General features: G+C 47.5%; 11 protein-coding genes and 1 other RNA gene. 3 read left to right on the top strand and 9 right to left on the bottom strand.

Annotated features, from left to right (window positions below):
• Positions 1–9: 9 nt before the first annotated feature.
• The 9 genes from murD to rsmI form a co-directional block, all read right to left on the bottom strand.
• Entirely contained in the window at positions 10–1,350 is a 1,341-nt protein-coding gene (gene murD / locus RH89_RS00265) for a UDP-N-acetylmuramoyl-L-alanine--D-glutamate ligase (RefSeq protein ID WP_004397729.1), read from the bottom strand.
• 3 nt (positions 1,351–1,353) lie between these two features.
• Positions 1,354–2,436 (bottom strand): phospho-N-acetylmuramoyl-pentapeptide-transferase, encoded by a 1,083-nt coding sequence (gene mraY, locus RH89_RS00260; protein WP_004397727.1) that lies wholly within the window; start codon positions 2,434–2,436, stop codon positions 1,354–1,356.
• Positions 2,436–3,794: a UDP-N-acetylmuramoyl-tripeptide--D-alanyl-D-alanine ligase gene (murF, locus tag RH89_RS00255; protein WP_004397725.1), complete on the bottom strand. Its 1,359-nt coding sequence runs from the start codon at positions 3,792–3,794 to the stop codon at positions 2,436–2,438. The genes mraY and murF overlap by 1 nt, the downstream gene beginning before the upstream one ends.
• A complete protein-coding gene (gene murE, locus RH89_RS00250) occupies positions 3,791–5,269 on the bottom strand; it encodes a UDP-N-acetylmuramoyl-L-alanyl-D-glutamate--2,6-diaminopimelate ligase (protein WP_004397723.1) in 1,479 nt (492 codons plus the stop codon). The genes murF and murE overlap by 4 nt, the downstream gene beginning before the upstream one ends.
• A gap of 20 nt (positions 5,270–5,289) precedes the next feature.
• On the bottom strand, positions 5,290–7,017 hold the full coding sequence (locus RH89_RS00245) for a peptidoglycan glycosyltransferase FtsI (RefSeq protein WP_004397722.1): 1,728 nt from the start codon (positions 7,015–7,017) through the stop codon (positions 5,290–5,292).
• On the bottom strand, positions 7,014–7,340 hold the full coding sequence (gene ftsL, locus RH89_RS00240) for a cell division protein FtsL (RefSeq protein WP_004397715.1): 327 nt from the start codon (positions 7,338–7,340) through the stop codon (positions 7,014–7,016). The genes RH89_RS00245 and ftsL overlap by 4 nt, the downstream gene beginning before the upstream one ends.
• Positions 7,340–8,290, bottom strand: a complete 951-nt coding sequence (gene rsmH / locus RH89_RS00235; RefSeq protein ID WP_004397713.1) for a 16S rRNA (cytosine(1402)-N(4))-methyltransferase RsmH — start codon at positions 8,288–8,290, stop codon at positions 7,340–7,342. The genes ftsL and rsmH overlap by 1 nt, the downstream gene beginning before the upstream one ends.
• Before the next feature lie 198 nt (positions 8,291–8,488).
• Positions 8,489–8,870: RNase P RNA component class A (gene rnpB / locus RH89_RS28545), an RNA gene on the bottom strand.
• A 109-nt stretch (positions 8,871–8,979) separates the two neighbouring features.
• Positions 8,980–9,843, bottom strand: a complete 864-nt coding sequence (gene rsmI / locus RH89_RS00225; RefSeq protein WP_004397711.1) for a 16S rRNA (cytidine(1402)-2'-O)-methyltransferase — start codon at positions 9,841–9,843, stop codon at positions 8,980–8,982.
• 64 nt (positions 9,844–9,907) lie between these two features.
• Between rsmI and RH89_RS00220 the strand changes: the two genes are divergently transcribed.
• From RH89_RS00220 to RH89_RS00210, 3 genes are read left to right on the top strand one after another with little or no spacing between them, the layout of a single operon-like run.
• Positions 9,908–11,707: a penicillin-binding protein activator gene (locus RH89_RS00220; protein WP_425277033.1), complete on the top strand. Its 1,800-nt coding sequence runs from the start codon at positions 9,908–9,910 to the stop codon at positions 11,705–11,707.
• Positions 11,694–12,062 (top strand): YraN family protein, encoded by a 369-nt coding sequence (locus tag RH89_RS00215; RefSeq protein ID WP_004397709.1) that lies wholly within the window; start codon positions 11,694–11,696, stop codon positions 12,060–12,062. The genes RH89_RS00220 and RH89_RS00215 overlap by 14 nt, the downstream gene beginning before the upstream one ends.
• Positions 12,063–12,065: 3 nt before the next feature.
• The gene (locus RH89_RS00210) at positions 12,066–12,656 is read left to right on the top strand and encodes a phosphoheptose isomerase (RefSeq protein WP_004397708.1); all 591 of its coding nucleotides are present in this window, start codon (positions 12,066–12,068) and stop codon (positions 12,654–12,656) included.
• The last annotated feature ends 31 nt before the right edge of the window (positions 12,657–12,687 follow it).

The following is a 12,687-nucleotide window of genomic DNA, read 5'->3' as shown; positions in this document are numbered from 1 at the left end:
CCTCGCCAGTCACGAAGACGCATAATGCTGGGCAAGCTTGGTAAAGGCATCGCCACGCGTCATGAAATTCGGATACTGGTCAAAGCTGGCACACGCTGGGGACAACATGACAATATCTCCCTTGCCTAAGTCTGCGGTGATATTCTCCAATACGTCACCAATGGACTCCCATCGCTTAGCGGAAGAATGCAGATTCATAAAATCGCTGCCGTCTCTTCCATAGCAATGCAACTGAACCGGAAGCTCAGCGAGCACAGGTTCTAGCTCAGAAAAGTCCGCGCCTTTACCATCTCCGCCCACCAGCAAATGTAAAGTACCATCACACTGTAAACCAGACAGTGCCGCCAATGTACTGGCTAAGTTCGTTGCTTTTGAGTCATTAACCCAGGTTACACCATGGGATTTGGCAACGACCTGGCAACGGTGTGTCAGACCCGTATAGCTCTTTAGAGCGTCTTCCGCTTTTTTAAATTCAATGCCTACCGCATCCAGCAATGCCATTGCAACCAACGCATTCATGCTGTTGTGCTGCCCGACAATACTAAGTGAAGAAGTCGAAATAAAGGAATCTTCCCCTTTCGAAAGATACGTTGTACCTTCCACTTCTTTCAATTGATAGTCGGCTTGGCTTGGCGCAAAAGTGACGACCTGACCATCAAAGCCAGAAAAAGGATGTGTCGAACTGTCTTGTTGATTCACAATGGCTTTTTCGGCATTAAGGAAGATTCGCTGCTTGGCGTTTCCATATGCCGCTAAGTCGTCATAGCGGTCCATGTGATCTTCGGTCAGATTCAGATAAGCAGCGGCTTTGAGTGAAAGGTTAGAGGTGGTTTCTAACTGGAAACTGGAAAGCTCTAACACATACAAGTCTGCGTCTTCCAAAAGCAAATCCAATGCAGGAACCCCAATATTGCCCCCGACTTTGGTTTTGCACCCAGCAGCATTCGCCATTACACCTGTCAAATCTGTCACGGTACTCTTGCCGTTTGAACCTGTGATGGCAACAACGGGTTTACTGACTGCCCAGCCAAACAACTCAATATCACCAACCACTGGAATACCCAGTTTGATCGCGGTTTGAATCTCTGGAGTCGCTAACGCAATACCGGGGTTAGCGACAATCAGATCGGCTTCTGCCAGCCATTGTTCGTTCCAACTTCCAGAGTGCAATTCAACAGTGTCTGCCAACCGTTCTAATCCCGGAGGGTTTTCTCGCGTATCAATCACTCTGATGTTCAGAGGCTTTTCTTGTCGAAGAAGGTGGTTAACTACGGATAGCCCTGTAATCCCAAGCCCGACAACGACCACTTCGTTGATATTATTCCAGTTATTTTTTGCCGTCACGCTCATGTATTAACGTACCTTCAGCGTCGCCAAACCAATCAGAACCAGAATAATCGAAATGATCCAGAAACGCACAATCACACGTGGCTCAGGCCAGCCTTTCAGTTCGTAGTGGTGATGAATCGGAGCCATACGGAAAATTCGCTGCCCGCGCAATTTGTATGAACCGACCTGAAGAATGACTGAGACGGTTTCCATCACAAAAACACCGCCCATGATTACCAGAAGTAATTCCTGACGCACCAGCACAGCAATGGTACCCAGAGCACCACCAAGAGCCAGTGAGCCCACATCGCCCATAAATACTTGAGCTGGGTAGGTGTTAAACCATAAGAAGCCCATACCCGCACCGACAATAGCAGTACAGACCACGACTAATTCACTGGTGTATGGAATGTGAGGGATGTGCAGGTAGCTGGCGAAATTAACGTTACCTGTCGCCCATGCAATTACAGCAAAACCCGCTGCCACCATTACTGTTGGCATAATTGCAAGTCCATCCAGACCATCAGTCAGGTTCACCGCATTACTGGTGCCAACAATAACAAAATAGGTAAAGACGATATAAAGTAGACCTAGCTGAGGCATGACGTCTTTAAAGAATGGAACCACTAATTGAGTTGCCGCTGTATCTTTGCCGTGCGCATACAATGCAAAAGCAACCACCAAAGCAATAGCAGACTGCCAAAAGTACTTCCAACGCGCGATCAATCCATCGGTATTTTTGCGTACCACTTTGCGGTAATCATCAACAAACCCTACCGCTCCGTAACCCAGTAAGACTGCCATTACAGCCCAGACATAAGGGTTAGACAGATCCGCCCACAGCAAAACCGTGATGGCAATGGCTGCCAAGATCATCACGCCACCCATGGTTGGTGTGCCACGCTTACTGAAGTGAGATTCCGGACCGTCGTTACGAACTACCTGACCAATTTGCAGCATCTGCAAACGTTCAATCAATCTTGGTCCCATCCATAAAGAAAGACCAAGTGCAGTCAGAACACTGAGAATGGCGCGAAATGACAAGTATTCGAACAAACGAAAGAAAGAAAAATATGGCTGAAGTAGTTCTGCAAGCCAAATGATCATTATTGAATCTCCTTCAAAGCAGCGACGACCTTACTCATTCCAGCGCTGTTTGCGCCTTTGACTAATAGCGTGTGCGTTTGATTTTTTTGTATTTCCAGCTGCTGCTTAATAAATTGGATCATTGCGTCGTGAGAGGCAAAATGTTGTCCTCCACACTCTTCACTGATCACTTTCGTGTCATCCCCGTAGGTCAACACGTATTCGAAATTAAATGGTGCGGAATGTTGTCCGACTTGGCGATGAAGTTCAAGACTTTCATCACCTAATTCCGCCATATAACCCAAAATTAGCCAGCGGGTCCCTTCATAGTGGCTAAGTAAATCGGCCGCTGCCTTCATGGCAGGGACACTGGCATTGTAACTGTCGTCGATCAGGCGAACATTGTCATTGAGTTCGATCACTTCTACCCGACCCGAGACATTTGTCATGTTAGCCAAGCCAGACTGGATTTCTGTCAGCGTAGCGCCAGCGTTTTGTCCAAGTGCGGCCGCGGCTACGGCATTGCCAACGTTATGTTCACCTACCAAGGTTAATGTAACGGGAACTTCGCCTTTTGGGGTATGAAGTGTGAAAGAAGGCAGCCCTTCTGATGAAATCTGAACATCTGAGGCATAGAAGTCTGCGTTGTTATCGCTTGCTGAAAGAGTGATGACTTTTTTATCGGCTAATACCTCTTTCCAGTAATCGCCGCCATTGCTATCTAAATTCACAACGGCAACATCACCCTGTGAAAGCCCTTGGTAAATTTCACCTTTTGCCTGCTTTACACCATCCATGGAACCAAAACCTTCCAAGTGCGCTGCGGCTACATTGTTTACCAAGGCAATATTTGGCTTGACCAGTCGAGTGGTGTAAGCAATTTCTCCAATGTGGTTTGCTCCAAGCTCGATTACAGAGTAGTCATTCGCAGCTTCTGAGCGCAATAAAGTCAACGGAACGCCAATATCATTATTGAAGTTGCCTAACGTCGCCAAAACGTTGCCTTTTTGCCTCAAGATCGCACTCAGCATCTCTTTAACTGTTGTTTTTCCACAACTGCCGGTCATTGCGATGGTGAAGCTATTACTTTTCTTGTGAACCCAGGCACCAAGCGAACCTAATGCTTGAGTCGTGTCTTTCACCACTATCTGAGGAAGCTCAACAGGTAACAATCGGCTGACTAATAATGCCGCCGCCCCTTTTTCTTTCGCTTGTTCACAGAAGTCGTGGGCGTCAAAACGCTCGCCGACAATGGCAATAAACAGTGCAGATTCCTCAATATTTCGAGTATCCGTCGATACGGTATCAATCTGTCTGTCTTGACCATGCAGTTGTCCGTTCAGGATTTCTGCGGCTTCTGAAAGAGAAAAACTGATCATCCTTTGATTCCTAAAAGTTGTTCTGCGGTTTCCCTGTCGGAATAATGGATCGTTTCACTGGCAAGCACCTGATAGTCTTCATGACCTTTACCTGCCAGTAAAATAATGTCTTGATGGGAAGCGTTTTCTAATGCATGAAGACACGCTTGGAAGCGTTCGTGTTTCACTACAGCATTTTCCGGCGCTTTCATCCCAGCTAGCATGTCTTTCACGATTGCCTCTGGCGATTCACTTCTCGGATTGTCATCGGTCAAAATAGCGTGATCAGCCAAGCGTTCGGCAATCTCTGCCATCATAGGTCGCTTACCTGTATCTCTGTCCCCACCACAGCCAAAAATCACCCATAGATTGCCTTCACAATGGACCCTGAGCGCCATCAGTGCTTTTTCTAATGCGTCTGGTGTGTGCGCATAATCCACCACAACTTTAGCTTTGCCTTCTGCCTGAAATAGCTCCATTCGACCAATTACGGGTGCCAACTTGGGCGCGACTGCTGTTAACTCAGACTTTTCAAAACCTAACTCGAGAAGAGAACCAAAAGCCAACAACACGTTACTGGCATTAAACGCACCAATAAGCGGTACGACTAACTCCCCACAGCCCCAGAAACCATCAAAGGATAATTTAATCCCCTGAGTGCTGTATTGCACATCTGTTGCGAAGAGTGCTTTCTCAAAACCTGGCTTTTCTTGTAGAGAGACGGCAAGGGCACTATCCAATCGAGCCACCCATTCAGCTCCAACAGGATCGTCTACATTGATGACTGGCTTTTGGCATTTGTGGTCACGGAAAAGGCCGAGTTTAGCATCCGCGTACTCTTCCATAGTGTTGTGGTAATCAAGGTGATCACGACTTAAATTGGTGAACACTCCAACGTCAAACGTCAGCGCTTTGATGCGGTTCTGAACCAGCCCATGTGAAGAGGCTTCAAGTGCAGCAAAATCAGCACCTTGTTTGCGCAGTCCAGAGAGCGTTTCAACGACTTCGATAGCGCTGCCTGTTGTATTCAATGCAGGTTCAATATTATTCAGAAACCCATTGCCCGCCGTCCCCATCACAGCAGCTCTTTTGCCAAGCAGTTCGATCCATTGAGCGATAATCTGAGTGATCGTGGTTTTTCCGTTAGTGCCCGTTACCGCAACCAGCGGCATGTCAATATCGCCACAAAGTTCGATAGCTAGCGCAGAAAGCTGAGCTGGCAAGTCTTGAACGTAAACAATAGCAGCGCCATTCATCTCTTCGATTATTCCGTGAGCATGCTCTTCATTTGCCTGAGCAATCACAGCCGCCGCACCTGACTTCAGCGCTTTAGGAATAAAATCATGACCATTAGAAACATGTCCGGAAAGCGCCACAAATACGTTGCCTTCTTGAATCTTGCGGCTATCAAGGACCAACTTGCTGACGGGGCAATCCAGTGATTCAGGGATCTCACTGTCGATATAAGGTCGAATCAAAGATGATAGGTTCTGCACGCTCAATCCTCTCGTGTCTATTATTCTGAAAACTGGTTTTCGTCCGGTGCAACATTTAAGATTTGCAGTGCCCCTTTCATGACTTCTGCAAATACTGGCGCCGCCACCGTACCGCCATAATACTGATCGCCTTGCGGTTCATTCACTAACACGACAAGTGCCAGCCTAGGATCACTCACCGGAGCAATACCTGCGGTGTAAGCAAAATATTCATCACTGTAGCCACCAGCGGTCGCTTTTCTCGACGTACCCGTTTTTGCAGCAATGCGATACCCCGGAACAGCGGCTCTGGTCGCACTCCCACCTTTTTGGGTCACTTTTTCCATCATGCCGAGGACCAGTCTTACGTTATGTTCATCAATAACTTGCCGGGACACATCGTGTTGGTTGTTTTTCACAATGTGAAGAGGACGATACAGCCCGTAGTTACCGAGAGTTGCATAGGCATGGGCAAGCTGAATTGGTGATATAGACAAGCCATAACCATAAGATAAGGTTGCAATTTCAAACTTCGACCAGCGACGACGAGAAGGGAAGATTCCTGTGGTTTCACCCACCAGATTAAGCCCGCTGACTTCACCAAACCCAACCGAGCTGTACATACCTAGTAAGGCTTCAAGGGGCATGGCTAACGCAAGCTTGGTTACACCGATATTACTGGATTTCTTCAGAATGGTCGTAAGGTCGGCTTTTCCTACTTTGGATACGTCACGAACGCGGCTACCACCAATTTGCATGATGCCGTTCCCTGTATCGATTTCGGTATTTTCATCCGCAACGCCATTTTCCAACGCAGCCAGAATCACAAATGGTTTGACGGTGGAACCGGGTTCAAATGCGTCTGTAATGGTTCGGTTACGCATCCGATAATTTTGAAGCTGAGAGCGATTATTCGGGTTGTAAGAAGGCGCGTTCACCATAGCCAGAACTTCGCCTGTTTTCACATCCAATAACACGGCGGAGGCTGACGTTGCATTGTGATCCGCGACTGCCTGCTTCACCGCTCTATAAGCAATGGACTGTAATCGCTGGTCAACCGTGAGTTGCAGCGGCTGACCTTCTTCGCGTTCTTCCAGAGATATGTTCTCTACCACACGACCAAATCTGTCTTTGCGAATGGTGCGCTTACCCGCTTCGCCCATCAGCCATTTATCGTAAGAGCGTTCAACCCCTTCAAGACCGTGACCATCAATTCCAGTAACGCCGATTAAGTGGGCACTTACCTCACCCGATGGGTAATAGCGGCGAGACTCTTGTTTCAAACCGATACCCGCCAGTTTCAGCTCGCGAATGTAGTTTGCCATGGCAGGGCTCACCTGACGCTGTAAGTAGATAAAGCGTCGAGACTTATTCTTTTTGATGCGCTCAATCAGCTTTTGCCGATCCAGCCCCAGTACGTCGGCAAGCGCATACCAACGTTCTTTTGGTTCTAAACCAGATTCTTTAAAAATGGTTACCGGATCGGCCCAAACCGCTTCAACAGGTACACTGACCGCCAGTTGCTCACCATTACGATCTGAAATGATGCCGCGAGCCGATGGCAATGCTTTTACCCGGACGGAGCGCAAATCACCTTGTTTAATCAGGTTGTCAGGCTCTACGACCTGAATATAAGCCAGACGGGCAATAAGCGCAGCCATCGCGCAGAAAACAAACCCCAGCACGACGACAAAACGCCAACGGATTAAGGTTGGCGCTTCTTGTGTCGCGTTTTTCTTAGCTTTGGAAGAAGGTTTAGACTTACTCATTTAAACGAAACTATGACCTCTTTGTCTGCATCGGGTCGCTTCATATTCAGCTCTTTCTGAGCCATTTCCTGCACGCGACTGTGCTCTGCCAATGCATTTTCTTCCAGAATCAGATTTCGCCATTCGTTATCCAGACGGTCACGCTCTACGAGTGCGTTATCCCTCTGGTGAATGGCTTGCCGCGTATCGTGCGTGGTATGAACCACCCACATCGCGGAAGCAAAAGCCAGCAACAGCAAGGTAGCCGGAACCCTACCGACGGTGACAATGTCGATAAAGATCAATTTGGCTAAGTTAGGCTGAGATGGCTTTTGTTCTGACATCAGATTTTTTCCGCAACCCTCAGAACAGAACTGCGGGAACGACTGTTCATCTCAACTTCTTGAGAGGAAGGTTTAAGTGCCTTGCCAATAGTTTTCATACGGGCACTGCCAAGAGCCTTGATTTGATCTTCGGTCATCGGAATACCGTGGGGCACTTGTGGTCCTTTGCTCTCTTTACGCATAAAACGTTTGACCATGCGATCTTCCAAAGAATGGAAGCTGATCACAGACAAGCGACCTTCTGGCGCTAAAATCTCGGCAGCTCCTTTGAGCGCGGTGTCGATCTCTTCAAGTTCACTATTGATGTAAATACGGAATGCCTGAAAGCTACGGGTAGCAGGATGTTTTTTCTCTTTGAAACTCTTTGGAGCGGCATCAGCAATCAACTTGGCCAACTGACCTGTACGTGTCATTGGCTCGTTTTCTTCATTTTCGCGGTACGCGACAATAGCTTTCGCAATGCGTCTGGCATGTTTGTCTTCACCAAACTCACGAATCACCCAAGTAATGTCATCCAGATCCGCTTCTTTCAGCCATTCAGAGACTGGAATACCAGATGTAGGATCCATACGCATATCTAATGGACCGTCTTTCATAAAGCTGAAGCCGCGTTCGGCATCATCCAACTGAGGGGAAGAGACTCCAAGATCCAGCAACACACCGTCCACTTTACCGACTAATTCGTAGCGCTCTGCATATTCAGCAATCCCAGAGAAAGGACCATGGATGATGGTAAAACGAGGATCGTCAATTTTGTTGGCTTCTGCAATAGCAGTCGGATCGCGATCGATGCTGTACAAGCGACCATTTTCGCCTAGTTTGGAAAGGATTGTTCGGCTGTGACCACCACGACCAAAAGTGCCGTCTATATAAATGCCGTCTGGTTTGATGGCTAAGCCATCGATGGATTCATTTAATAAAACGGAAATGTGCTGAAAAGTCTCTGTCATGGTGTTCTCTTGTGCCAAATGGCAAAAAATAAAGCAATGGTTTAGTGTACTGATTTCGACCTAGGCTACCAGTATTTAATCTGTTTTTGTTAGGTTTAATACTATTGTCTCGCCTAGTTTAGTAGGAATCATCTGAAATGCGTCAGTAAATAGCAAAAAACCCATCATCACTCGGTAAAGTAATGATGGGTTCAGAATAGGTGGAGTCGACATATAAGCCGGGTTCTGTTCCGCTTTCGCGGCAGTAGCCATTCGTCTAGGCCAGCAATCGCTCACTGGCTCAAGCAACCTACCCGCCTCCTTACGCGAGCAACGCAATGTGGAAGCCTATTTGGTCTTGCTCCGGGTGGAGTTTACCCTGCTACGGACTGTTGCCAGCCGCACGGTGCGCTCTTACCGCACCCTTTCACCCTTACCTGTGCCCTTACGGGTCATCGGCGGTCTTCTCTCTGCTGCACTTGTCGTGGGCTTGCGCCCCCCAGGCGTTACCTGGCACCCTGCTCTATGGAGCCCGGACTTTCCTCCCCTTCGTCAGTCTCCCGAAGGACATCAACGAAGCAGCGACTACCCAGTCAACTCCGACCGCGGATTGTATAGAGATAGCCGTCTACTGTCTACAGACTCATTAGTTTTAGATGTATTTCGCAAAGAGATCGAACAAAGCTTGCGCAGTTCGCCATCAATCTTGGCTAGTCGAGATTCGCCAGTCCCCATTTGTAGAGGGCGTTTTTCTTCAGGTTGTAAATCTCTGCCGTCATCGCTGCGGCTTTCTTCAAAGGCAGCTCTTTTGTCAGAATAGTTAATGTGCGGGTAACTTCATCAGGGAGTTCATCGGAAGCTTGCTCACGAAAGCCATGGATAAGCAGCACCATTTCACCTTTCTTACGATTATCATCTTCCTCAATCCATGGGATCAGTTCACCTAATGGCATTCCCTGAATGGTCTCGTAAGTTTTGGTGAGCTCACGCGCAAGCACCACTTCTCTATCAGGACCAAGAATGTCCAGCATATCCTGTAGAGAATCCATGATGCGGTGAGGGGATTCGTAGAAAATACATGTGCGTTCAGCTTTGGCAATTTCAAGGAACTTATCCTTGCGTCCTTTACTCTTAGGTGGGAGAAAACCTTCGAAACTGAATCGGTCAGACGGCAGCCCAGCGGCGCTCAAGGCAGTCACCACAGCGCATGCACCAGGTAATGGCACAACCTTGACACCCGCCTGACGACATTGATTGACCAAGTGATAACCTGGGTCACTGATCAAAGGTGTTCCTGCATCGGAAACCAGTGCAATAGACAGCCCTTGCTGCAACTTATCGACTAAGACTTGCGCTTTCTGCTGTTCATTGTGATCATGCAACGCATAGGTTTTAGTCGAAATATTGAAGTGAGAGAGTAACTTGCCAGTATGGCGCGTATCTTCAGCCGCGATCAAATCGACACTGGACAATACCTCTATGGCTCGCTGCGTAATGTCTCCCAAATTTCCAATTGGGGTGGGAACAATATAAAGAGTTGAGATCTCAGACGGGGAAGAATTATTGTCTGTCATTTGTTTACCATCACTTCAACGATTAATATAGAGACTATTTTTGTATTTTGTTTAACAAGAACTCATGGCTATGAAGCACCAGAATAAATTTAGTGTACCACGCCTTCTGACCCCTATCGCCCTAGCTGTCACTTTAGCGGCGTGTTCAAGCACTTCACAAACACCCGTGAATGTGGACATCACACAAGACCCGACGCAAAGTGCTCAAGCCTATATCATGCAAGCGGACAGCGCGAACGGTGGCATTCAAAATGATCTGTTGATCATGGCTTTAAAAGCTGCGCTGCAAGAGAACGATTTGGTCAGAGCCGATCATTTAGTAAAACGCCTGTCTAAGCAAGCATTATCACCACTTCAGATGTCTGAATGGCAAATGTCACGCTCTCAGCTCTCTTTGCGCCAGGGTGAAATCCGCGAAGCACTACAGCAATTGAACTATCAACCGTGGTGGGAACTGAGCAATACTCAGTGGGTGGAATACCACGAATTCCGAGCACGTTTGTTTGAGCTGCTTTCTGACCACGTTAATGCGAGCAGAGAATACATCGCTGCCAACCAGTATTTGGCAGAAGAAGACCAGACTCAGAACCTGCAAAATCTATGGTTAAACCTAAACTCTTATTCCGAGTTTGATATTGCTTCTCTGCAGACAGAAGAAGATGAAACCGAACTGCAGGGCTGGATTCAGTTAGCGGTATACATGAAAACCATCGCAGGTAATCCAGCTCAGCTCAAAAGCACACTAGAGTCTTGGTTTACCGCCCATCCAGATCACCCAGCCAATCGTTATGTACCAGACGAAGTTCAGGCTATTCTGGCGTTGGAAATCGTTAAACCCAAAAACACTGGGCTGGTTCTGCCATTGAGTGGCAAGTACGGCAAACAGGGGCAACTGGTTCGTGATGGTTTCATTCACGCCATGATGGATGATTTCAACCGTGAAGAGATGGCAACGTTAACGGTATTGGATTCTGCCGCGCTTTCTACGGAAGACATTCGGCAAGAGCTGGAAAAGCGTAATGTCGACTTTGTTGTCGGTCCGCTTGTCAAAGATAAGGTGGAAGTCCTGCAGCAATCAACTCAGCTTCCAATGCTGGCGTTAAACATTCCTGACGATAAACTTCCAGAGACTCGTGTTTGTTACTTCACCCTCTCTCCTGAGCAAGAAGTAGCGCAGGCGGCGAAGTATCTGTTCACCAATGGTTTCCAATACCCTCTCATCCTGGCTCCTGTCGGCGGTTTTGGCGAGCGGGTAACTGAAGCATTCAAAGCCGAGTGGGAAAAATACAGCAAGAACCCAGCGGCGTTCAGCTATTTTGGCAACCGCTCTCAACTTCAGAAGAACATTAACTCGGTATTCGGGTTAACCGATAGCCAGGCGCGTATTGCTCAGCTTAATCGCTTGATCAATATTCAGACCGAATCTCAGCCTCGTAGCCGCCGTGATGTGGATGCGGTTTATGTGGTTGCCAAAAGCTCTGAGCTGACTTTAATAAAACCATTTATTGAAGTTGCCATAAACCCAGATACCACACCGCCTAAGCTGTTTTCCAACTCACGCAGCAACAGCGGTAAAAAGCGTCAATACGAAGATCTAAGCGGCGTGGTCTACAGCGACATTCCGATGTTGATCGAACAAAACTCCGCTCTGAAAAAGCAGCTTGAAGAAACCTGGCCGAAAAGTGGAAACGTTGAAAAACGCCTTCACGCACTGGGTATGGATGCTTACAAACTGATTCTGGAGTTGCCACAAATGAAAGTTATGCCAGAATATTCGGTAAAAGGGCAGACTGGTACTCTGACGATCAACAACGAGTGTGTGGTTCAGCGCGAAGTAAGCTGGGCGGAGCATGAAGCTATTTAACCGTCGTGCACTTGGAGAAAAATACGAAGCCCTTGCCAGTAAGCATCTTATTGGTAAAGGGTTATCGCTCATTGAATCCAATTTCAATACCAATGTAGGTGAGCTGGATTTAATCATGTCTGAACAAAATACTTTGGTATTTGTCGAAGTTAAATATCGAAAGCAAAGTCAGTTCGGGCATGCGGCGGAAATGGTGACACCCGCTAAGCAAAAAAAGATCGTGAAAACAGCCATGTTGTGGCTCAGAAAAAACAACCTGTCTCCGTACAACACTGACTTCCGATTCGATGTGGTCGCAATTCACGACAATGGACGCGATATCGAATGGATAAAAAATGCAATAACTCAAGGATAATCAATGCTAGACAGCATTAAAGAAAGTTTCACTGAAAGCATTCAGATTCAAATCGCAGCCGCTGAGGCTCTGCCAGATCACATCACTCACGCTGCACAAGCGATGGTGACCAGCTTGCTTAACGGCAACAAAATCCTATGTTGCGGGAATGGTGGCTCTGCTTCTAACGCACAACAGTTTGTTTCATGTTTATTGAATCGTTTTGAAACTGAGCGTCCTAGCCTTCCTGCGATGGCTTTGACGGCAGACAACACCACATTAACTGCTGTCGCTAACGACTATCACTACGAAGAGATTTTCTCAAAGCAAGTACGTGCGTTTGGTCAGGCGGGTGATATTCTCCTGGCTATCTCTACCAGTGGTAACAGTAAAAACATCATTAAAGCCATGGAAGCGGCAGTAACTCGTGACATGACGATCATTGCTTTCACAGGTAAGGATGGTGGTGAGATGGCTGGATTATTGGGCGAATCCGATGTGGAAATACGAATCCCATCGCATCGCACTGCACGAATCCATGAAGTTCACATGGTAACGCTGCATTGTTTATGTGACCTGATTGATCAGGTACTTTTCCCATCTCATGATGAGTAAGGGAACCAATTAGAGGCTTGCTAGAGGTACG

It is taken from the genome of Vibrio nigripulchritudo ATCC 27043 (assembly GCF_000222685.1).
GTDB lineage: Bacteria > Pseudomonadota > Gammaproteobacteria > Enterobacterales > Vibrionaceae > Vibrio > Vibrio nigripulchritudo.
This window is presented reverse-complemented; position numbering and strand designations above follow the sequence as displayed.